The sequence below is a fragment of the Auritidibacter ignavus genome (assembly GCF_029853775.1).
GTDB classification, from domain to species: domain Bacteria; phylum Actinomycetota; class Actinomycetes; order Actinomycetales; family Micrococcaceae; genus Auritidibacter; species Auritidibacter ignavus.
Window position 1 is genome coordinate 1,609,046 of the sequence record NZ_CP122564.1, and the last position, 22,909, is coordinate 1,631,954.

Here is a 22,909-nt window from a genome sequence, read left to right on the forward strand (position 1 = left end):
ACGCGGAGCGTGAGTCGCCACATCACCGCCACGGTGGTCAGGTTCCCCACCGTGTGTGCCGGCACCTCAGTGGTGCTATGGATCCGTGGGCTCAGCGGACTCAGTGGAGGCACCGGCATCGAAGAGAGCCAGAATATCCTCGGCACCGAGCGAGGAGGAGAACGCGGTATCGTCTTCGGTCAGTGAGGAGAAGAGTTCGGCTTTGGCCCGCTGGAGCTCGACGACTTTTTCTTCAATGGTGCCTTCAGCGACCATCCGGTAGACCATAACCCGTCGGTCTTGACCGATCCGGTGGGTGCGATCCACGGCTTGGGCTTCGGCGGCGGGGTTCCACCACGGGTCGAGGAGGAACACGTAGTCGGCTTCGGTCAGGGTGAGTCCGAATCCACCGGCTTTGAGTGAGATCAAAAAGACCGGGATGTCTCCGGCCCGGAACTGCTCGATCACCGCTGACCGGTTTCGGGTGGCTCCGTCGAGGTAGCTGTGGGCAATGTCGTGTTTGGTTAGTGTCTCAGCCACCCGATGCAAAAAGGAGGTGAACTGGCTGAAGACGATCACGCGGTGACCGTCAGCGACCAGTAGCTGCAGTCGTTGCATCAGGTCGGTGAGTTTCGAGGACTCCACGTCCCGGTACTCTTCGTCGACGATCTGCGGGTCGAGGGCGAGCATGCGCAACAGCGTCAGCGAGCGGAAGACGTTCATCCGGTTGGAGTCGAAGTCCTGAATGAGGTGCAGGACCTTTTGCCGTTCCCGTTGTAGCACCCGGTCGTAGAGGCGACGATGCTCCGGATTGAGTCGGACGGTGATGGTTTGTTCTTGTTTTTCGGGTAGCTCTTGGGCGACCACGTCCTTGGTACGACGCAACATAATCGGTTTGATGCGCTGTCGTAGCCGGTTCATACGTTCGGCAGCTTTGCCACGGATCTCGGCGTCTTCTCCCGAGGCACGCTGTTCGGCAGAAATGCGTTGGCCGGCTTCGATGGGTTTTTGGTAGGTGTCGCGGAAGGTGGCGTAGGACCCGAACAGTCCTGGGACGGTGAGGTTGAGGATCGACCACAAGTCCGAGAGCGCATTCTCCATTGGGGTGCCGGTGATGGCCAGCCAGAAGGGGGCCTGGAAAGAGCGGATGGCTTTGTGGGCCTTGGTGCGGTGATTTTTGACGAACTGTGCTTCGTCGAGGATGATTCCACCCCAGGTGTGTTCGGCGAAACGGTCGGCATCCAGACGCGCAATGGCGTACGAGGTCACCACCAGGTCGGAGTCTTCAACGACTCGGGAGACATCGGTTCTCAAGCGTGCGGAGCTGGTGTCGAGTACGGTGACGTTCAGGTGGGGGACGAACCGTTCCGCCTCGGATTTCCACACACCCACCACCGAGGAGGGGGCGATGACTAAGAATGGCCCCTCGGGGTTGCCGGTGGTGTCCTGGCGGGCAGTGGTGCGGGCATAGTCGACCAGGGCCAGGGTCTGCAGGGTTTTGCCCAGGCCCATATCATCGGCGAGGATGCCGCCGAGTTTCAGATGCCACAGTTGCACCAGCCACCGGAAGCCTTGCACCTGGTAGTCGCGTAATTCGGCGTTGACGGTCTCGGGAACCTCGGCCGGGGGTAGGTCAGCAACGCCACGTAGCGAGTCTAGTTGGTTCATCCAGGCGCTGACTCGCGGGTCCACTTCCCACCGGGTGGCGATTTCTTCCGCATAGGAGAGCACTTCGGGTTCGAAGCGGGACACCGTGGGGGCCTCGGGGTCCCATTCGTGCAGTTCGGTGGCCTCAGCGATCAGCCGGCGTAGTTCGTCGAAGGCCGAGTGGTCCAAGGTGAAGTAGGTCTTGTCTGGCAATAGCACCGAATTTTCTCCACGCACCAGGGCCGAGAAGACATCGGTAAAGGGCACCGTGGTCTCGCCAACGGTGATTTGAAATCCCAGGTCGAACCAGTCGCGTTGGGCTGAGGGGGTGGCCGAAATGGTAATCGAGGGTTCCCCGTCGAGCTGTTCGTAGTCTGGCTTATCCCCCATCTCGGTGACCTGGATATAGTCCATGTCGTGGAGTTGGGGCAGAATTTGGTCGATGAAGATCGCTGCGGTGGCCCCGGTGTAGACGAAGCTCCCCCGGTCGGCATCGGGCCAATACTCTCGGGCGGCGGTGAGCACCTGGGCCATGTGCTCGGTCTGGTCCTGCGTGCCCTGATAGGACCACCGGGCACTGACACGCACCGTGTCACGCTGCCGTGACGTCGTGGTGCCGGATTCGGCGTTGATCGCAACTCGCAGATCCAAGACCGCCGGGGGGATTTCGGGCAGGTCCACCGAGTGGTCGGCTGACCCGATCGACAGCACCCGGTTCAGGCCCGGATAGTAATTGTCGAAAAACTCGGGGACATCGGCGGCTGGAACGGTGATGTTCTCGTTCTGATCCAGCAGTTCTAACAATTGAGATTCTAGCGGCTGGGAGCTGGGAATGATCCGAAGCCCGATGCTTGGCTCAGCGGCCTGATGGGCTCGGGCCTGGTAGAAACCGATGGAGCCAATCGCCCCGTCAAGGGATTCACTGTGCTGGTCCACCAGCGCCTTGATGCCGATGCGCATCCCGGACTCTTCTCCCAGGTCCGCATCCAGGGCCTGTAAGTCGACGTAGGGCTCGCCCTCGGAGCATAATTCCACCTCAGAGCAGCCAGCGTAGGCGATCAGCGGGATCTGTGCTTCTAACACCGAGCGCAACAGGTCCCAGATCTGCGGGGAGGACACCAAGGACAGGTTGATCAAATCCTGAGAGCCCAGCACCGAGACGCTGGAGTTATACAGTTGCACCAGCCGGTGCAGGGCCAGGGCTTGTTCGGGCCAGTACTTATTGGACGAGACCGGCACCCGGTGTTCGAAGGTGGTCCAATTTAGCCCGCCTTTAATCCACCGTCCACGGGTGCCTTTGCGCAATGGTCGCAACCGGATGGATAACGCCCGGCCGGCGGTCACATCCTGGGGCCGAGCGGTCTCCCAGCGCACCATATAGCGTCGTGCCCACGAGCCGGCTCCCCCGGTGTGAGCGGCGAATAATTCTACCCCAAGACCGACCTCCGTGTAGTCTTCCTCGGGCTGTTCTCGAGGCAGCAGGACACCCAGCGCGTGTCGCCAATCGGGTCCGGAGTGCACCGTGGTTTCGGTCTGTTCGTCGGCATCGGCGTCCTGAAAGAGATCAGATTCCGGCGACGGGGCCAGATCGGCCGGGTCCATGTGTTCTTCGAAGAGCATTTCGGCTTCTTCGGTATTGGCTTCCCGTCCCAACACCGCTTCGGCGGCTTTGATCGAGCAGGTGAACGCCACCGCCGCCCCATGCTTGCAGAAGCTACCGATCGGGCAGGTGCACACCGCGTCGATGACCTGGTACTGCTCGCTGTCTTCGGAAACTTGCAAGGCCAGGCGGGTGTGATATTTGCGGGTCCCTTCAACCTTGGCCGAGCACACCAAGATTCGTTCGTCGTGCCAGCGCTGGGTGAAGGTCAGCACACGGTGCTCATTGGCGTACTCTTGGCCACGCTCGGCCATGGTCTCGCCAAAGCTACCGTAGATTTCCTCCACGGCAATGTAGGGTGCAGTCGGTGTAGACCCCGCGGTTGCGGTCACGAGGGTAGCAATCCTGTCTCGTATTGTCGGACGTGGTCGGTCACCCCGGCGAACCGGAAGCCGGTGGCGGTATCAGTCGGGGTGGTGTAATTATCCGAGTCCAACCGGTGGCTGTGGTGCAACTGGCGGTACTGCTCGACGCTGAGCGTCTTTCGCGCGTTCAGATCTGCCTGGAGGTGCTCCAGGTAGTCCAGGTGCTCGGTATAGCGGGGCTGGACCACACCGGTGAAGAATTCAGCGACCGAGCCGGACCCGTAAGAGAAGAAGCCCAGCCGTTTGCGAGCCAGCTCAGCGTTATTCGTCAGCTGGGCGGCCAGGGCGAAGTACAGGCTGGCGGTGTAACTATTGCCCAGCTGGCGGTTGACGCTCATGGATTCCTCGATCAGCGCGTCATCGAGCTCCACGCCGAGGTGTTGGCCCAGGTGACGGTGGGCTTTCCGGGCCATCTTGGTGAAGGGTTGGTGATGCAAGAACCGGTCGATGTCCTCCAGGTCGAGTCCCGGTGCCCGACGCATCGCGTCATCGTAGGCTCCGGCGGTGGCATCCAGATAGGCGTCTAAGGACAGGTGGCCGTTAACGTAAGGGGTCGAGGAGTCGGTGGGCCGCCAGAAGTCGTTAACGTCGGCGGTGTAAAACCCGGTGACCGGTTCCAGTGCAACCAGGTGTGGTTCGGCCGAAACCAACATAGCCACCGCACCGGCACCCTGGGTGGGTTCTCCGGGGGTGTCCAGCGCGTAGCGGGCAATATCGGAAGCGATCACTAACACCTGTTCTTGCGGAAACCGGGTAATGTGCCCGACCGCGAGCTGCAGTGCCGCGGTGGCAGAATAGCAGGCCTGTTTCAGCTCCACGGTGCGCACGTTCGGTGCCAGGCCGAGTAACTGGTGGACAAAGACTCCGGCCGATTTGGACTGGTCCACTCCGGTTTCGGTGGCGAAGTACAACTGGGTAATTTTGTGCTCGGGGTGCCGGGCCACCAGCCGGGAGGCGGCGGTGGCGGCCAGGGTGACGATATCTTCATCGGCGCCGGGCACCGAGAAGCAGTCTTGTCCCAATCCCAGGTGATATTTCGCCGGATCGGTGCCCTGATAGTCAGCCAGATCATCAAGCGAGAGCACATAGCCGGTGGTGGCCACATCGAGATCGGTTAGGCCAATGCTGTACTGGGTCATGCGCTAGTTCTACCCCTTCTTGCCCGCTTTTTCGCCCCCGCTGGGCGTCTCAGCCGTTTGTCTGCAGTCTGTCTAGTCTAGCGCTGTTGCTGGTTGCGTTCGAATGCTCGGTGTGTGTTCATCAGCTCACCGGGGTTGGTTTGAGCTGCCAGCAAGGACAATTCACCGCACCACACGCTGGCGGCGATCAACCCGGCCAGCCGGCGGGAGTTCTCGCCGATCTCGCGGTGTTCGTTCAGCCCCATCCGTGCCATGGCTTGTTGCACGTGGGGCAGGTGCTTGCCGTTACCCACCGTGCCGACGATCAGGTGAGGCAGACTCACCGAGAAGTACAGGTCGCCGTCGCGGTTTTCTGCATAGGCGAAGCCCTGGGAGCCTTCGACAATATTGGCCGCGTCCTGGCCGGTAGCAAGATAGAAGGCCAAGAGCATGTTGGCAAAGTGAGCATTCGCCGATCGGATCGCTCCGGCGATGGTGGAACCCACATAGTTTTTCTGCACGACCAACTGGGTGAGCTGCTCGGCGGTGGTGCGCAGATTCTTCTCCACCACGTCGCGGTCGATGACCATCTCCACGGTGACCGAGATTCCGCGACCAAGCACACCGTTGACCGCGGTGGCTTTTTTATCGGTGCAGAAATTTCCTGACACCGACCCGTATCCCAGCCCCAGGTCCCAGCTGAGGATCTCCGACAGCACCGCATCAGAGGCGGCGGTGACCATATTGTGTCCGGAGGCGTCCCCGGTGGTGTAGGCCAGTCGCACAAACAGCAAATTACCGACAATCTCGGGATGAATCTCGATGAGTTTGGCGTAGCGGGATCCGGCGGTGACCAGCTCGTTGAGGCGCTGGTGGCGGGCGTCGATAACCTCGGCCGCTCGTTGAGCGGTGCGCGCTGAATCGGCGGTGAGCAGAATCGAGCGGGTCATCCGCTGGTCATGCACTGTCGCCTGCAAGCCGGTCTCGTGGAGCCGGGAGATCTTCGCCCCACGCCCCACGGAGGGCCACAACGGGGTTTCGTAGGTCGCTAGTGGAATGTCGATCATTTCGGTGGTGGTGAAGCCATCACCACCGATCCGTATCGGGCCTACCCAGCGGGTCGGCACCCCGGTGGGAAATTCCTGAGAGTAGGTGCTGGTACCCGGATCGCGCAGTGGGCTGTCGGTGGTCATCGGGTCTCCTTCCCAGAACGATTGGCCAGCTGAGCCAGGTCGACCCCGCGGGCCAGGGCAAATTCGCGCACAGGCCCATGCAGGATCACATCGGTGTACTGCAACTCCTCGACGGTGTGCGCACCCAACAGCACCATCAGCTGGCGGATGCGGGTGAGCCAGATGCGGATCACCTCGGTGAGAGTTTCCGCACCGTGGTGTCTGGCGATGGTCAAAAACGCTCCGGCTACCCCCACCGCACGGGCGCCTAGTGCCAGGGCTCGCACCACGTCCAGCGGGTGGCGCACTCCGCCGGAGGCCAGCACCTGGAGTTCGCAGTGATGGTGCTCGGCGAGCGTGTGTGGGCTGGAGAGGATACCGGCGGCGTGGGCATCGAGCAGGCACCGGGCTGCCGAGGAGCCCAGCTGGGTGATCCACTCCCAGTTGCCAGCCTGGGCAATCGGGTCCTCTCCGCTCGCGCGACGGTCGTTTTCAATGCGGGCGAAGTTCGTGCCTCCAGCACCGGCCACGTCGGCAATGGTCACCCCAATATCGCGCAGTTGGCCCAGGGTGCGGGCACTGAGTCCGAAACCGACCTCTTTGATGATCACCGGTACCCCATCGGGTTCCAGGGCGCGCACGATGTCTTCTAACAGTCCCAGCCAGTTGCTGAAGTCTCGCGAGCCTTCGACCATCACGGTTTCTTGGATGGCGTTGAGGTGAACTTGTAGCGCGTCGGCATCGAGCAGGTCCACCGCCCGGTGAGCATCTTCCACGCTGCGTCCGGCACCGATATTGGCCCAGATCAGCCCGTCCGGGTTCTCTTCGCGAATCACGCGAAAGGAGTCAGCGGTACTGGGCTCATCCAGCCCGATACCCACCGACCCGGAGGCCATCGGGATTCCGGTAGCCGCTGCTGCTTGAGCCAGGGCCCGGTTGATCTCCCGGGCCTGTTCGGTGCCTCCGGTCATGCCGTTGATGTACAGCGGGGCGACCAGTTGCCAGGGTCCCAGGGTAGCGTGGGTGGTCGTGGTCTCGGGGCTGATGCCGGCCAGGGCGTGGTGGAGGATTTCGACCCGGTCGTAGTCGGTGACCACAGGGTGGTCGGCCAGCTGGTGCTGTTGGGCCTCGGCCAAGCGAATATGGTCGTCTTTGCGCGATGCTGCCGTGGAGTTCACTGGTGATAATCCTTTGCCTCGTACGGTGTCTCGTGCTGACCCTGGTGCGATGCGGGCAGGTCTGGAGTTTCTATGATACGGGCTCCGGTGGGACTAACTCCGATCGGTAGCGGGGTGATGCCGGCTTCTTGCCAGGCTCCGGTGATCAGCGCGGTATCGACCGACTGGTCGGCCAGCACGATGCCGCAGTCTCCCCCACCGGCCCCGGAAGATTTGGCGCAGCACAGTTGGCCGCCGACCTGTTGAGCCAGGTCGATCAGTGTTTTCAAGGCCGGAGTTTCAATGCTGGTCCCGGTCAGCTGTTGCAACTGGTGCAACGCGGTGCGGGTGGCGACCATCCCGTCGCGGACCGTGGCAAAATCCCCGGATTCCAGGCCGGTGACCACGTCAGCGACAATGTGCTGATACGTGGCCAGTAGCGACTGGAAACTCTCATCACTCTCGCTACAGGCCTGTTTGGAGCTATGGACTTCACCGACCAGCTGATCGGTCAGTGCCGGCCGGCCGGTCCATCCCACTAACACCGTGAGATTCTCGGGCACCGTGAGCCGCCGAAATGGGGTTTCGGCGAAGTGTTCCGAGGCCAACGCGTCGGTGACTGAGCTGACGGGGCCCTGCGGGTCCCCGGCGACATCTACGGGCAAGACCCGGGGCAACTTGGCGCGGTCCGGGGAGGTGTAGCAACTCCACCCTCCGCTCAGACAGGCGGCCACGTCGCCACCGGAGGCTCGCGGGGCCACCTGAATGGAGGCCAGCAGGCCCAGCCGGTATTTGTCGTACTCACTCAATCCAAGCTGGTAGAGCGCATCAAAGGCGGTCACGGTCGCCACGGTGATCGCCCCGGAAGAGCCCAGCCCGTACTTGGCCCCATTGGCGTCCCGGAGGTCATTGTGGACATCCAGGTCAACCGGGATACGGGTCAGTGCGCGTTCGGCCCGGAATTTTTCCATGATCACCGCGGTGGTCAGCGCATAGTCGGTGCCGGTGCGAGCAGTGTCGATGGCCTGAGAGATTCGGGCAGCGGTGAGCACATCGTGGCCCCGATGTGAGCCGGGTGCGCGCAGGGTGACGCTCAGGTACTTATTTACGGCAATCAACACGGCCGAGCATCCAGGCTCGACGACACCGTATTCGCCGGTGACATACAGCTTGCCGGGGGCTTGGGCGGTCAGCGGAAGGCGGCTGGACACTAGGGGGCCTCCACCAGTCGGGCGCCGGGCCCCGGAGCGAAGGTTTTCACCCCGGCCTGTGGGAGGAGCTCGTGCATGCGTGCCACGACGGTCTCGGCATCTTCCGGGCGGGAAATAATCACCACATTGGGGCCGGCATCGGCAGTGGCGTAGCATTCGGTGCCGGCTTCACGCAGACCTGTTACGGCTTCGATGACCCGCCAGCTATCGGGGGCGAGGTAGCGGATCGGCGGGTTGGCGGAATTAATCAGTGCGTGCATCCGGTGGGCGTGTAGCTCGGTGAGCTCACCGATGGTTGTGAAGTCCTCGGCGGCACAGGCGGCCATCATCTGTTTCAGCACCGCGTCCGTGGTGGGGGCCCAGCCAGCGACAAAGGGGCTGGTCGACAGCGTACGACGCATTCCTTCACGGGAGGAGACTTTTTTCTGGGTGCCGGAAATGGTTACCGCGGTCATGCGCATGTCGGGGGCCTGGATTGCGGTGGCATAGCTGGTGGCGTCGTCGGTGCCAGCGTGCCAGACCGCAAACCGGTCGATCACCGACCGACAGGCGGAACCGGACCCGCGCCGGGCCAGCCGGGAGAGTTGGGCGGTATCTAGCGATAACCCATAGGCGGCGGCAGCGGCAGTGGCCAGGGCGGCAAAGCCCGAGGCCGAAGAAGCCATTCCGGCCGCGGTGGGCCCCTCGTTGCAGGAGGTGACCCGGGCCCGGGCAGTGGCGGTGTCCAGACCGGCTTCGGCGGCCAAGGTGCGCACCAGATCCAGGAAGGCGCTGATTTTCTGCGCGTTCGATCCGGTTTGTGGCGCACCGTTGAGTTCAAAGAGGTCTGTGTCGAGGTTATCGGCGGAGCTGTTGGCACAGCCGAGCAGTTCCACCCGAGTGGTGGTCGCAAAATCGTCCAGGGTCATCGACAGGGACCCGGCGAGAGGGATCATCAGTTGCTCATCGGCCTTGCCCCAGTACTTCACCAGGGCAATATTGGGGTGAGCTTGAGCAATGGCGTGACTCAACGATCCTCCTGGGCGGATGAGGGGGTGGGGGCAGAGGAGGGAGCAATCCGGGCGGTGGGTGCCGTCTGATTGTCGGTGGTGTTGGGGGTCAACGAGGTGGTCCAGACGCGGGTGGCGCCCACCGCGGTCATAGCCGCCGCGACTTTTCCGGCGAGTTCTTGGTCGGGGACCAGAGCAAGCACGCACCCACCGAGTCCCGAGCCGGTGAGTTTGGCCCCGTAAGCGCCGGCCTCAAGGGCCGCTGCGACCAGGGCATCCAGGGCCGGAGCAGAGACTCCCAGGTAGGCCAAAAGCGTGTGAGCTTCGTGCATATTGCGGCCCACACGCACCGCGTCACCGTCCCCTAAGGCCACGGCCACATCGTCGGTCAGATCGGCGAGATCCTCCATGACACGATCGACGACTGCCGGCTGGATATCACGTAGCATCCGGGTTCCTCCCACCGCGGCCGCGGTGGAGCCGACCGTGCCGGTATCCCCGATAACAAAGGTCAGTCCCGCGCCGACCTGAACGGTGGTGGGCTTGCCCTGTTGGAACCGCAATGGGGCCAGTGACTGCACCGCGTGGGCATCCAGTCCGGAAGAGGTACCGTGGGCAACGGTTTCGGCGGTCTGCACCAGCTCATGGGCTTCTGCCGGAGACAACCGGACCCCAGCGTGGTTGGCCACGGCTCTCACGACTGCCGCGGCGGTAGCCGCCGAAGAGCCCAGACCACGTTCAAACGGGATGGTTGAGCGCAAGATGACATCGAGTCGCTCGGCCCGCACATCCAATTTTTCTGCTGAGGCACGTAACGCGGTCACGATCGGCCCCATGTCTTTGGGGGCGTCGTTGAGCGGACCGGTGTAGAGATCGGTGGTGAGATACCCGCGCCGAGAATCGCGCACACTAGCGGTGGCTTGCAAGTCCAGCAGAGGTAGCGCGATCGCTGGTGCACCGTAGACCACCGCGTGTTCGCCGATCAGAATCGCCTTGCCGTGTGCTGAGCCCAGCCCGGACTGCACACCGGTCGAGGGGTCTTTGCTCTCGCGAGCTGTGGGCCCTTCTGGAGCAGTCACGACGGCGTGGTGGTGCCGAGAACCACGACGTGGGGCGTAATCCTGTGTTGGTTGCATGAACTCAATTACTGGTGCGTAGCTGACATGGGCATTCTAACGGTACGGTCCGCAGGCGTTGGTCGTCTCGCGAAATGTTTATTCTACGTGATCACCGAACCTCGCACGGCACTAGGCGTTCCACAACCCGTAGGAGTCGGCCAAATCGGCAATTTTTTGGGCGCGTGCCAGACGTGGCAGGTAGGACCCTTCCCCAGCTTGCGCGCCGGCTTCATGGGCGTCGAGCATTTCGTGAGCCCAAGCCAATTCGTCCTCGGATGGGCTCAGCGCCTTATTGATGTCTTCGACCTGGCTTCGATTCAAACACAGACGCCCGGTCATCCCCATCGACGCGGTCAGCTGGGAGCTTTCCACCACGGTCTCGACGGCTGCCTCCACCGCGGGCGGGCCGTCAATGGCGCCAGGAAGCTTGCCGACGCGGGAAGCATTGACCAACCGCGAGCGCGCATAAGCCATGGCCAGCGCATCTTCGGACACACCGACATCCTTGCGGTAGTCATTGGTGCCCAACGCTAAGCGGAAGGTGCCCGGTGCCCGGGCAATCTCCACGGCATTTTCGACTCCCACCGCAGATTCGATCAGAGCCAACACCGGAACGCCAGCACCCAGACGCATGGCGGTGTGTGAGACCTGTTCGGGGTGTTCAGACATGGCCAACATCACGCCACGTAGTCCGCTGAGTCCTTGGAGCTGACGAAGATCTTCGGCCCATTCATCGGTATTCGGGCCGTTAATGCGCACCCAGCCAGTCATCCCCGAGGTCAATGCCTCAACCACATTTTCCCGCGCCTGATCTTTCTGCTCTGCGGGAACAGCAGCTTCTAAATCCAGGATGATGGAATCGGCTTCGGAAGCCATTCCGGGCGCAAACAGATCCTGTTGTGCCGCACTCATCAACAGCCACGAACGAGACAGTTTAGCGGGCAAAGCAGCAGCGCGTCGGTTCCTCAAAGGCATGCATTAAACATTAGTCGATCGCTGTGTAGCTGACACCGGCTGTTCACCCACAGCCACCGAGTAACCCGTCGCAGAACAGACCGGTTTCCCCGGTTTTAGCGGTAGGATCTTGGCAGATCTTGTTGCCGTTATTCCAATCTGCGCTCGGGAGTGCCCAAAACCATGTTGCTCACTAAACGTCTTCGCGGCGGTTCTCTGTGGCTCCGCCTGTCTGCTGTGGCGGTCTGTGGCGCACTGGTTTTGACCGGCTGTTCCGCCGAAAAATCGAACCCCGAATCCCTCGGTCCCGGAGGGACAGTCAACGTTCAAAAGCCCGATGACGATGGCTACACCTCCCTGCCGATCAGCTTGGTTGCACTGTCAGGTAATTACCCGCCAAATACCACCGGGAACACCTTTGGTTGCGAAGACCTGCTGGTTTCGGTCCAGTCCGCTCCCACCCTGGTGGAGAACGAGACCGATACGGTCAAACAGGCTGTGCAGTTTTTGCTGGATGACCAGCACTACCGTCACGGCGATCCGCCATTTACCAATTCCGTGGTGTTCTCTCGGGAATCGCTACAGGTTGAGGAAACCACCATCGACGGTGATACGGTAACCGTAAAGCTGTCTGGAGAGGTGGTCACCCGTAGCGACTGCGAGTCGCAACGCATTCTGGCGCAATTGAAGCAGACAGCCGAGCGGGCAGCGCATGTCTCACAATCAAAGATTACCGTCAACGACCAGCCCCTCAATGAGGTGCTCGGCATCGCTGATATTGAGCTGGGCGAGGAAATCACCACGGAGTCCTAGATCATGTCTCATTCCCCCACTGTCCCACGACTGGGGGCGGAATTTGCCCACACGCTCCCAGAGCTCAGTGTTCCTTTCTCCCCCCAGCCGGGACCGGCTCCCCAGATGCTGTTACTCAATACTCAACTGGCAGAGGATCTCGGACTCGACCCGGACTTGCTGAGCTCAGACCCAGGCCTGCAGTTCCTCCTGGGCCAGCACCTGGACGAGGATGCTGTCCCGGTGGCACAGAACTATGCCGGTCACCAGTTCGGCGCTTTTTCTCCGGTCTTAGGCGATGGCCGGGCTGTGCTGTTGGGCGAGCTCACCTGCTCTGCCACCGGACGTCGTGTTGACCTCCACCTGAAGGGGTCAGGGTTGACCCCGTTTGGGGCCGCCCGGGCCGGGGATGGCAAGGCGGTGCTCGGCCCGGTGCTGCGCGAGTATCTGATCAGTGAAGCCATGCATGCGCTCGGAATTGCTACCGCCCGCGCCCTGGCCGTCATCCTCACCGGTGAACGAGTTGTGCGGGGGAGCGAGACTCAACCGGGAGCGATCCTCGTGCGTGTCGCTGACTCTCATCTTCGCGTTGGTAGCGTGCAGCTGGCCCGCCACGTCAAACCGCGTTCAGACCAGTCCGAAGAGGTCCTGGACCGTCTGATACGACTAGCGCTCACCCGACATGCCCCGGACCGTCTGGAATCTGATCGACCCGCGGCTCAGGAGCTCTTGGCCCACACCGTGCACGCCCAAGCCCAGCTGGTGGCCTCGTGGATGCGACTGGGATTCGTGCACGGGGTGATGAACACCGACAATATGACCTTGAGCGGTCAGACGATTGATTATGGCCCCTGTGCTTTCGTGGACCGCTTTGACCCCACCGCAGTGTATAGCTCCATTGATACCAACGGCCGGTATGCTTTCGGCAATCAACCAGCGGTGGCCGAATGGAATCTCTCCCGCTTGGCCGAGGCGCTGTTGCCGAACATTGATCCTGACCCGAACCGGGCCCTGGAGATCGCTGAGCACCAGGTGCGCGAATTTGCCCCGGCGTTTGTCGACGCGTATGAACGAGGTTTGGCCGCGAAAGTCGGGCTGTCCGAACGCTACGACGACGACCACCGCGTCCGTGAGCTGGTGCGCGAGCTTCCCGAGCTGTGGCAAGAAACCCGGGTGGATCTCACCCAGTTCTTCCTCGGCCTCAGCAGGCTGGCAGGGACCATAGACGAGACCGACACCGATGTCCTCGGTGAGACCGAACGGGCCCGGACGTGGCTCACCCAGTGGCGAGCGCTCGAACCGGAAACCTCCGGACTACAGGCCCTCAACCCGCGCTATATTCCGCGCAACCATCTGGTGGAAGAAGCCCTGGGGGACTCGGTGAGCGAGGTTGTCGCCCGACGAGATCGGGTCAGCGACAGTTTCACCACGCTGTGGGACCTGGTGACCCACCCCTACGACTGGAAACCAGATACCGAACGCTTTGAGCAACCGGCTCCGGAGAGTTTCACTCACAGTTTCCAGACCTTCTGCGGGACCTAGCCCACCGACCGTAACCAGCTCACTACCCTGAAGGAACCAGGCCAGGGTCATCGGTGGTGATCACATCAACTCCGAGCTCGGTGACCCGTTGGACGTCCGCGACGGTGTTGACCGTATAGACACTGAGCGCCATGCCGTGTTCGTGCACTGCCCGTACTGTGGTGGCATCCAGGGTGCGGTGGTTCGTCCCCATCGACAGGCAATGGCGTGCCGCATCGATCACCACGTGCCGGCTGGGAGGCTGATCGACCAAATATTGACCGTGTAGTCCTGGAACCCCGGCAACCACATCCCGGATGGTGGCGTGGTCGAAACTGATGCAACGCAGTCGGTGTTGCGCCACCAGCGAGGAGAAAACCGGGTCCTGGGTGAGCCGGCCGATGAGCAGCTGGATGATCCCCGGCGAGTGTGCTGGTTCTTTGACTTCCACAAACAGCTGCGCGTGATCGCCGAGTAGCTGGGGCACCTGATCAAGGGTGGGGATGCGTTCGCCGGACAGCCCCTGTGGGCCGCGCAGTTGCAACTGGGAGAGTTCCTCGTAGCTGAAAGAACTCAGGGGGAGATGGTGTCGTTCGGGAAACACCTCGTCGATATTCGTGGTGCGCTGTAACAGACGGTCGTGGAAAACCACCGGAACCCCGTCAGCCGATAGCTGCACGTCGATTTCGACCGCATCCGCGCCAGCATCCAGGCCGGCCCGCAGAGCCAGCAGAGAATTCTCCGGTGCCAGCAGTGAGGCTCCCCGGTGGCCTACGACCAGTGGCCGGTCCCGGTGGCGGTCAGGAACACTCACAACTGAAATCTCCCGCGCTCGCGTCGACGGTGAGTTGAGCCCAGTGGTCGTTATGCTCCCAACGTAGCTGCACCATCGTCTCGGTGGTTTCAACCATCGAGAAGACGCCCTGGAAGGCCGGGTGCTGGTTGCGCCACTGCATGAGCTGGAGCAACCGTTGATTGACGTCGCGTGACATCAGTCGTTCGACTTCTTCGGCGGTGAAATAACTACGGTTGATGTCGCGGCCCACGCCGGTGGAGGTTAACAATTCCATATCGTTGTCGGCAACCAGCGCGCCCATGTAGTACACCTGTGGGATACCGGGCAGGAAGAACTGGATGGCTCGTGCGGTGAGATAGCGCTGGTCATCCCGACCCAGCGCGTCATAGTAGGTCGAGTTGACCTGGTAGAGGTCCAGGTTTGAGGCCGCTGCACCGGTGGCCAACCGGGATTGGCCGTCCGAGAGCCGGTGGATTGTTCCCACCAGTGCATCAACCTCGGCGTCTTGCAGCAGTCCCGGACGATGGGGGTTGAGCTGGTCGGGCCCCACATCGATCACACCGATTCCGTCGTGAGTGTCCAGGACCGTGATCGAGTTGGTCGGACGCACCCGGATCCATTCGCTCAGCGCAGCGACGGACCCCGTGGTGAGAGTGTGGAGCAACAGTGGTGGCAAAGCGAAGTCGTAGACCCAATCCACGCGCGAGGCGATCTCGAGCTGAGTCTGGTAGTAGGAGTGGATCTCGACAAGAACTTCCATGCCCAGCTGGTGGGCTTGTTCCGTGAGTCTGCCGATGAACTCGAAGGTCTCGGGCATCATGAATGAGCTGGCCCCGGCCTGTTTGAAGGCATATCCCACCGCGTCCATGCGGATCAATTTCACGCCCGCTTCAGCCAGCTGGTGCAAGATCTCGGTGAGGTACTGTGCACCGTGATCGGAGTTGATATCAATGTCGATCTGTTCAGAGGTGAAGGTGGTCCACAGCAGGCGAGGTTGGCCGGCGACCCGGTAGAGGCTGAAGGGCAGTCCCGGCCGTGGCCGGTAGATGGCTAACAGCTGGTCCTCGGTCGCTCCCTCGGGGAAGATCCCGGAGTAGGACAAGAACATATCGGCATACTCAGAGTCGGCGCCATGGGCAAGAAAGTCTTGGAATTGCGGGGAGCGGGCTGAGACGTGGTTGACGATCATGTCGGAGCACAGATCGTAGGCCTCCGCCACGGAAGCCACATCCGGCCAGTCGCCCAATCGCGGGTCGACTTCGCGGTGGTCGATGGGGTCAAAGCCGGCATCAGCGCCGTCATAGGTGCGAAAGTACGGCAATAAGTGGACACCCGTGAACGCGCCCGGGAAGTAGGTATCGATCCAGCGACGGGTAGTGAGCAGATCACCGCCGAAGCGGTTGGCGTAGACAATCAGTTGCACGCCATTCCGCAAGGTGGTGGCAGGGGTGCGGGATTCCGGCAGTGGTGAGGTGGTCATAACCGATTTCTGAGTCGCTGGGCCACATCGGGCCATTCGGGTGCGGTGATCGAAAAGTGCTCGATATCCACCAGATTACCGTCGCTGGCGAATCGAAAGCTACGAAACGTCTGCTCCTCGCCGGCACCACGTTGACCGATGGTTACCACCCAGCGGTCGTTGGGTGGTTGCGCGCATTGCGCCGTGCGTTAGTCGGTGCCGGTATCAAAGGCAGCCGAAAGTCCCAACTCGTCGGAGGTCTCATCGGGCTGGCCGGTAGCGGAGGCAATATCGGCGGCGCCTCCGACCTCGAGTTCACCCATCAGCTCACCGGTCGGGCCGGTGACCATACCGGTGGTGGCATACCGCTCCAGTCGAGACCGGGAGTCAGCGATGTCCAGGTTGCGCATCGTCAGCTGGCCGATGCGGTCTTCGGGGCCGAAGGCGGCAGAGCCGACGCGTTCCATCGACAGCTTCTCCGGGTGGTAGGAAAGGTTCTCACCGGTGGTATCCAGGATGGTGTAGTCATCACCGCGACGCAGACGCAACGTGACCTCACCGGTCACTGCCGAGCCCACCCAGCGTTGTAGCGATTCGCGCAACATCAGCGACTGCGGGTCGAACCAACGACCCTCGTACATCATCCGTCCGAGCTTACGACCCAGCGTGAAGTAGTTATCGAGGGTGTCCTCGTTGTGAATGGCGTTGAGCAACCGTTCGTAAGTCACGTGCAATAGAGCCATCCCCGGAGCCTCGTAGATGCCGCGAGACTTGGCCTCAATGATGCGGTTTTCGATCTGGTCGGAGACGCCGAGACCGTGACGGCCACCGATTTCATTGGCCTTATAGACCAGCGCCACGGGGTCTTCGAAGCGCTCACCGTTGATGCTCACCGGGCGTCCGGCTTCAAAACCGACCGAGACTTCCTCCGAGGGAACCTCGATCTCTTCGCGCCAGGTGGGGATACCCATGATCGGTTCAACAATATCCAGGCCGGTGTTGAGGAACTCCAGTTGCTTAGCCTCGTGGGTGGCGCCCCAAATATTGGCGTCAGTGGAGTAGGCCTTCTCAGCTGAATCGCGGTAGGGGTAGCCGTGCTCAACCAGCCACTCGCTCATTTCTTGACGGCCACCTAGCTCATCCACAAAGGCAGCATCCAGCCAGGGCTTGTAGATCTGCAACTTGGGGTTGGCCATCAGGCCATAGCGGTAGAACCGCTCAATGTCATTGCCCTTATAGGTGGAGCCATCACCCCAGATGTCAACGCCGTCTTCTTTCATAGCGCGCACCAGCATGGTGCCGGTCACGGCACGACCCAGCGGGGTGGTGTTGAAGTACGTCTTCCCCCCAGAGCGGACGTTGAACGCACCGCAGGCTAGGGCAACAAACCCTTCTTCCACCAGTGGCTTCTTGGCGTCCACGAAACGAGCGATTTCGGCACCGTAGTCCTTGGCACGCTGGGTGACGCCTTCCAGGTCCGGTTCATCGTACTGGCCAATATCGGCGGTGTAGGTGCACGGCGTAGCACCCTTTTCCCGCATCCAAGCCACAGCACAGGACGTATCGAGACCTCCAGAAAAGGCAATTCCGACGCGTTCACCTGTGGGCAGAGAAGACAAAACCTTAGACATAACTCCTACCTTATCGCCCAGGGGCCGGTTGACCGGAATTCTTAACCCATTATGAGCCTGACCCGGGTTCTAGCCTCAAGACTGGGGCAACACTAGGCTGTCAGACATGACCGATCAGCGCTCTTCCAGCAAGCACTCCGCCGATTTCGAACCCTTGCAGAACTGGCTTGCTCCGGGCGAGACGCGAGAGCAGAACCAGGGTCTGATTATTGGTGGAAACCCGACCACCGGCCCGTATGCGCTCGTGTACTTCTCGGCAGCAAAAACCCAGCCACTGGCGATCTTCTCCGACCGGGACGACGCGGTGGCTACGGTGTCTCTGATCAATAGTCTGACCACGTCACCGGCCAGCTCCCGGATCGGTGGGTCACACGTGCGCGACGCTGAGACCTCCCAAGCTCCCGGGGTGCAATACCTTGGTTTCACGCTGACCACCAACGAGGAAAATAAGCCGGTTCCAGACACCACCAAGCCGGTGGCTCGGATGTGGGTCCTACCCCATCGGCAGATGGAAGCCATTGCCCTGATGGAAGTTGATGGCCCTAACGGCCACCGAGCCCTGTGCCGGTTCTTGGATGACGAGGCGGCCAATCTCTTCGTGTCCACCATGGACGCCATCTTCGCCAGCATCTCGAACCGGGTTGCCTAAGCCACTATGTCGAGCCTGTAGGACACCGACACCACCGGACTCGCACGCGAGCCCCCTCCGCCCCGGCTCATATTGTTGAACAAGATCTTGCAGATATTGTTCAACAACCTGTAAGCTACCCTCACAATATGCGTGACTCAGTTCACGTCACGGAGATACCATTCACCCGCGGAGGCCGCTGTGTCCAACACCCACGAAGAGGCAGGTCCCACCACGACCGCTGTATCCGAACAAGAACCCACCGTCTCGGAAACCACCAAAAAATCCAAAAAGCCCAAGAATGTTCGTCGCACCGCCCTGTTGGGCGCGATGTTCTTAATGGCCACCAGCTCGATTGGTCCGGGGTTTATCACCCAGACCGCCAACTTCACCGTTCAGCTCGGGGCCGCCTTCGCATTTGCGATCTTGGCGTCGATCCTCATCGATATCTGTGTGCAACTCAACGTCTGGCGCGTTATCGGTCTGTCCGGGATGCGCGCCCAAGAACTGGGCAATAAAGTTCTCCCCGGCATCGGCTGGGTGCTAGCCGGCTTGGTCTTCATCGGCGGCGCGGTGTTCAACATCGGTAACATCGCCGGCGCAGGACTAGGCACCAACGCCATGTTCGGAGCAGATGCCCGTATCGGTGGCGCCATCTCGGCCGTGCTGGCTATCCTGATCTTCCTCTCCAAGCGCGCCGGTATGGCCCTGGACCGCATTGTGGTGATCTTAGGCGCCGTGATGATTCTGCTCATGCTCTACGTCGCCATCGTCGCTGCCCCACCGGTAGGCGAAGCCTTAAAGAACACCGTGATGCCCGAGCAGGTCGATATGTTGGTGATCACCACACTGGTCGGCGGTACGGTGGGTGGCTATATCACCTTTGCCGGCGCCCACCGCATGATCGATTCCGGCATTCGCGGACCCGAGTCCGTCCGTCAGATCACCAACACCTCCATTCTCGGTATTGTCGTCACCGGTGTGATGCGCGTGCTATTGTTCCTGGCCATCCTCGGTGTGGTTGCCTCCGGCGTCACGCTGGCGGCCGATAACGTGGCTGCCGATGCGTTCCGCCACGCCGCCGGCGAGATTGGCTTGCGGCTATTCGGTATTGTGCTCTGGGCTGCCGCGTTGACCTCGGTCATTGGCGCCGCCTATACCTCGGTTACCTTCATCACCCGTTCTGACGGTAGCGTGAAGGTCCGCAACTGGCTCACCATCGGGTTGATCGGTGTCTGCACGGTGATCTTCTTATTCGTCGGCCAGGCCCCACAACAGTTACTGATCTTTGCCGGTGCCTTCAACGGCCTGATTCTGCCGATTGGTTTCGGGGTGCTGCTGTGGGTGGCCTGGCGTCGTCGCGACCTGTTGCAGGGTTATCACTACCCGCGCTGGCTGGTGGTGATCGGAACCTTGGCCTGGGTGCTCACGCTCGTGCTGGCCGTTACCTCGTTCCTGCCCGCCATCGAGCTGATGACCGGTAACGCAGCATGACACTAACCCCCGCTCACGCCCGCCAAGCATTCCGTGCAGGACGGTTATCTCCCACCTCGGGACTGTGCGATGGTTATGCCCAGGCGAACCTGCTGATCGTGCCGCGTCACTACGCTTTCGATCTCTTGCTCTTCGCTCAGCGCAATCCGAAGCCCATGCCGGTGCTAGGAGTCCTGGAGCCGGGTCAGACGAGCTCGGAGCTGATCCCCGACGGCGATATCCGCACCGATGCACCCCAATACCGGGTCTACCGCCACGGCCAGTTGGTCGATGAGCCCCAGGACATCACCGGGCTGTGGCGGGACGATCTGGTCAGTTTCCTCATCGGCTGTTCGTTCACCTTCGAACGTGCCTTGGCTCAGGCGGGCATTCCGCTCGCTCATCAGCTCCACGGGCGGAATGTGCCGATGTATACCACCACTGTGCCGTGTCGGCCCGCCGGAGCAATCCGCGGGCCATTGGTGGTGTCGATGCGCCCGATTCCTGCCGAGCACATCGCCGAGGCGGTACGGATTACCTCTCGCTACCCGGCCGTGCACGGGGCCCCGGTCCATATTGGCGCCCCCGAACAGATCGGGATTACCGACCTGTATTCCCCGGATTTCGGGGATCCGCCAGCCGAGATCCCGCAGGGCTGGTTACCGGTATTCTGGGCTTGCGGTGTCACTCCTCAGGCAGCGGTGATGGAGTCAGCACCCGATCTGGCCATCGGGCACGCGCCCGGACACATGATGATCACCGATGCCCGGGATGCCGACTACCAGGTTCCCTAACCGGGTGTCCTCACGACGTGGTGCCGGCGCCTCGTCGCTGAGCGGTTCTGGATCGTTTTGGGACTGGGACATAAAGGTCCGCAACAGTGATTCAGCCCGAGCGAAATAGGGCGGGATCAACGCCGCAGCTTCTTCGCGCTGGTCCTGTAGCAAGCAGGTGACCACGTGCCGGTTGTCGTCGACAAACATCGAGTGAAAATCGGGAACTTCGGCCATGCCGTGAAAAACCAACCGCACTCTGGCCAGGGCGCGGTCCATGAGTTGAATCAACGAGGTGGACCCGGTCATCGAGGCAATGGTTTCGTGCACCAGCTGATTGACATCGGCCATTTTCGACACGGTCCCGGCCTCCCGGTAGTCCAGCGCCGCCGTGGTGGCCTCATCCAGGGTGCGTAGCTGCTCATCGGTGAGATGACCCCACATGATAGCGGCCGGTTCAATCATGCGACGCAGTTGATAGATTTCGCGCACATCCTCGTGGGTGGGTCGAGCGACGAACACGCCACGGTGCGGGATTTTCTCGACGAGCCCGTCTTCGCCCAGCAAATGAAAGGCCTCACGCAAAGTGTTGCGGGAAATGCTCAGGCGTTCGGCCAGCCGGTGCTCGCCTAATTTAGTGCCGGGCACTAACTGGCCGTGGGAGATCTCAGCGCGCAACCTCGTGGCAGCTCGCTCGGCTGCCCCACTGAGCTTACTCACAGTGTCCTAGTTCCTCTCCCCGTCTCACGGCATCGCCCTCGTTAAAGGACTCACGCCGGAAGATTCCCGCCATCGGAGCCCGCAACGTAGTTTCGGTCTTCATCGCTTCAACGACCACAACCGGGTCTGCGGTCTCGACCTGATCGCCGTCAGCGACTAACCACTTGACGATACTACCGTTCATGGGGGCAGTCAACGCTGTTGCTGACCGTTCAGTCGTCGCATCCTGGCCGGTCGAGTCCTCATCGCAAGCCCCGCCAGAACCGTGGCGCAGGGCACGGTAGAGCTCCTCGGGCAGACCCAAGGCGTGTGCTTTACCGTCCAGAGTGATGGTGATTTCTCGTCGTGCCGAACCCGGATGGGTCAGATAAGGCGAAGCCTGCAGTTCAGGGGTGAACTCGTCTTCAATCCAGGTGGTATAGACCCCGAACGCTTCGGTACTGGTGAAGTCCTCGGTCTCCAGCACCGCTTGGTGGAAGCCCACCACAGTCGGCACCCCGGTAATCACCAGTTCTTTTAGGGCCTGGCGCGCCCGAATCAGCGCTTGTTCGCGATTGGCACCGGTGATAATCAGCTTGGCCAGCATGGAATCATATTCCCCGGGAACCACTGAGCCGGAGACCACCCCGCTGTCCAGGCGCACGCCCGGACCGGTAGGAGACTCGAACCGCTCCACGGTCCCGGGGCTGGGCACAAAGCCCAACGCGGGGTCTTCGGCGTTGAGCCGGAATTCAAAACTGTGCCCGGTGGGTTCGGGGGTTTCCGTGAAGCTCAGTGGCAGTCCGGCAGCAATCCGGAACTGCTCGGCGACCAGATCGACCCCGGTGGTTTGTTCGGTGACGGGGTGTTCGACCTGCAACCGGGTATTGACCTCCAAAAACGAGATCAGCCCGTCGGGGGCCACGAGGTATTCCACGGTGCCGGCACCGGTATAACCGGCCGCCCGACAAATATCCTCGGCCGAGTCGTGAATCCGCTGGCGTTGTTCCTGGCTCAACCAGGGGGCTGGAGCTTCCTCAATGAGTTTCTGGTTGCGTCGCTGCAGTGAGCAGTCGCGGGTACCGACCACGACCACATTGCCGTGAGTATCGGCCACGACCTGGGCTTCGACGTGGCGGGGCCGCTGTAAGAAGCGCTCAACAAAGCACTCGCCGCGACCGAAAGCGGTGCGAGCTTCACGCACCGCCGAATCGTAAGCGGATTCGATGTCATCGACACGGTGGACGATCTTCATGCCGCGTCCGCCACCGCCGAAGGCGGCTTTAATGGCGATCGGCAAGCCGTTCTCTTCAGCGAAGGCTCGAGCCTCATCGGCAGATTCCACCGGCCCGTCCGAGCCGGGAACCAGCGGGGCACCCACCTCCACGGCCAGCGCCCGGGCGGAGAGCTTATCTCCCAGGGTGGCAATGGCGTCGGGACTGGGACCGATCCAGGTCAGTCCCGCCTCGATCACGGCACGGGCGAAATCGGCGTTTTCTGACAGGAACCCGTACCCGGGATGCACCGCGTCGGCCCCGGACCGGCGGGCGATCTCCAGGATTTTGTCGATATTCAGATAGGTGTCGGCCGAAGCGGATCCCTCCAGCGCGTAGGCTTCATCGGCCACCGCGACGTGCAGGGACTCAGCATCGGGGTCAGAGAAGATCGCCACCGAGGCCAGATGACAGTCCCGGGCTGCCCGGGCAACGCGCACCGCGATTTCGCCACGGTTGGCGATCAGGACTTTGGACATCCGCCCGGAGAGTT

18 protein-coding genes are annotated in these 22,909 nt (G+C 61.7%); 5 read left to right on the forward strand and 13 right to left on the reverse strand.

All coding sequences use genetic code 11. The features are described from left to right. Positions 1-75: 75 nt before the first annotated feature. The 8 genes from QDX22_RS07375 to QDX22_RS07410 form a co-directional block, all read right to left on the reverse strand. A complete protein-coding gene (locus tag QDX22_RS07375; protein WP_122549216.1) occupies positions 76-3,618 on the reverse strand; it encodes a DEAD/DEAH box helicase in 3,543 nt (1,180 codons plus the stop codon). Continuing rightward, positions 3,615-4,790: a hydroxymethylglutaryl-CoA synthase gene (locus QDX22_RS07380; protein ID WP_122549217.1), complete on the reverse strand. Its 1,176-nt coding sequence runs from the start codon at positions 4,788-4,790 to the stop codon at positions 3,615-3,617. The genes QDX22_RS07375 and QDX22_RS07380 overlap by 4 nt, the downstream gene beginning before the upstream one ends. Positions 4,791-4,867: 77 nt before the next feature. Then, positions 4,868-5,962, reverse strand: coding sequence for a hydroxymethylglutaryl-CoA reductase (locus QDX22_RS07385; RefSeq protein WP_122549218.1), 1,095 nt, complete (start codon positions 5,960-5,962; stop codon positions 4,868-4,870). Further along, positions 5,959-7,119, reverse strand: coding sequence for a type 2 isopentenyl-diphosphate Delta-isomerase (gene fni, locus QDX22_RS07390; RefSeq protein WP_122549219.1), 1,161 nt, complete (start codon positions 7,117-7,119; stop codon positions 5,959-5,961). The genes QDX22_RS07385 and fni overlap by 4 nt, the downstream gene beginning before the upstream one ends. Next, positions 7,116-8,309, reverse strand: coding sequence for a phosphomevalonate kinase (locus QDX22_RS07395; protein ID WP_122549220.1), 1,194 nt, complete (start codon positions 8,307-8,309; stop codon positions 7,116-7,118). Before QDX22_RS07395 ends, fni begins: the two co-directional genes overlap by 4 nt. Continuing rightward, positions 8,309-9,319, reverse strand: a complete 1,011-nt coding sequence (mvaD, locus tag QDX22_RS07400) for a diphosphomevalonate decarboxylase (protein ID WP_110098139.1) — start codon at positions 9,317-9,319, stop codon at positions 8,309-8,311. The genes QDX22_RS07395 and mvaD overlap by 1 nt, the downstream gene beginning before the upstream one ends. Then, positions 9,316-10,434, reverse strand: coding sequence for a mevalonate kinase (gene mvk, locus QDX22_RS07405; RefSeq protein ID WP_110122991.1), 1,119 nt, complete (start codon positions 10,432-10,434; stop codon positions 9,316-9,318). Before mvk ends, mvaD begins: the two co-directional genes overlap by 4 nt. A gap of 111 nt (positions 10,435-10,545) precedes the next feature. Beyond that, positions 10,546-11,391: an HpcH/HpaI aldolase/citrate lyase family protein gene (locus QDX22_RS07410; protein ID WP_110098141.1), complete on the reverse strand. Its 846-nt coding sequence runs from the start codon at positions 11,389-11,391 to the stop codon at positions 10,546-10,548. Between the two features lie 162 nt (positions 11,392-11,553). On the opposite strand from QDX22_RS07410, the gene QDX22_RS07415 reads away from it, so the two are divergent. Continuing rightward, positions 11,554-12,183, forward strand: a complete 630-nt coding sequence (locus QDX22_RS07415) for a GerMN domain-containing protein (RefSeq protein ID WP_147472543.1) — start codon at positions 11,554-11,556, stop codon at positions 12,181-12,183. A gap of 3 nt (positions 12,184-12,186) precedes the next feature. Then, entirely contained in the window at positions 12,187-13,704 is a 1,518-nt protein-coding gene (locus QDX22_RS07420) for a protein adenylyltransferase SelO (protein WP_279717693.1), read from the forward strand. 22 nt (positions 13,705-13,726) lie between these two features. On the opposite strand, the gene QDX22_RS07425 is transcribed toward QDX22_RS07420, so the two are convergent. From QDX22_RS07425 to argG, 3 genes are all read right to left on the reverse strand, one after another. After that, positions 13,727-14,497, reverse strand: coding sequence for a glycerophosphodiester phosphodiesterase (locus QDX22_RS07425; protein WP_279717694.1), 771 nt, complete (start codon positions 14,495-14,497; stop codon positions 13,727-13,729). Next, positions 14,484-15,959, reverse strand: coding sequence for a sucrose phosphorylase (gene gtfA, locus QDX22_RS07430; RefSeq protein WP_279717695.1), 1,476 nt, complete (start codon positions 15,957-15,959; stop codon positions 14,484-14,486). The genes QDX22_RS07425 and gtfA overlap by 14 nt, the downstream gene beginning before the upstream one ends. A gap of 188 nt (positions 15,960-16,147) precedes the next feature. Continuing rightward, entirely contained in the window at positions 16,148-17,569 is a 1,422-nt protein-coding gene (argG, locus tag QDX22_RS07435) for an argininosuccinate synthase (RefSeq protein ID WP_110098145.1), read from the reverse strand. Between the two features lie 106 nt (positions 17,570-17,675). Here argG and QDX22_RS07440 point away from each other — a divergent pair, with 106 nt between their 5' ends. From QDX22_RS07440 to QDX22_RS07450, 3 genes are all read left to right on the forward strand, one after another. Further along, complete coding sequence (locus tag QDX22_RS07440; RefSeq protein WP_110098146.1) at positions 17,676-18,218, forward strand: hypothetical protein; 543 nt, start codon at positions 17,676-17,678, stop codon at positions 18,216-18,218. Between the two features lie 297 nt (positions 18,219-18,515). Continuing rightward, entirely contained in the window at positions 18,516-19,691 is a 1,176-nt protein-coding gene (locus QDX22_RS07445) for an NRAMP family divalent metal transporter (protein ID WP_233242879.1), read from the forward strand. After that, entirely contained in the window at positions 19,688-20,464 is a 777-nt protein-coding gene (locus tag QDX22_RS07450; RefSeq protein ID WP_279717698.1) for a putative hydro-lyase, read from the forward strand. The genes QDX22_RS07445 and QDX22_RS07450 overlap by 4 nt, the downstream gene beginning before the upstream one ends. Here the strand turns inward: QDX22_RS07450 and QDX22_RS07455 are convergent. Together QDX22_RS07455 and QDX22_RS07460 are read right to left on the reverse strand one after the other, a co-directional pair. Continuing rightward, a complete protein-coding gene (locus tag QDX22_RS07455) occupies positions 20,381-21,163 on the reverse strand; it encodes a GntR family transcriptional regulator (protein ID WP_279717699.1) in 783 nt (260 codons plus the stop codon). The two genes, QDX22_RS07450 and QDX22_RS07455, sit on opposite strands and share 84 nt — an antisense overlap. Next, on the reverse strand, positions 21,156-22,895 hold the full coding sequence (locus tag QDX22_RS07460; protein WP_279718187.1) for an acetyl/propionyl/methylcrotonyl-CoA carboxylase subunit alpha: 1,740 nt from the start codon (positions 22,893-22,895) through the stop codon (positions 21,156-21,158). Before QDX22_RS07460 ends, QDX22_RS07455 begins: the two co-directional genes overlap by 8 nt. Positions 22,896-22,909: the final 14 nt, after the last annotated feature.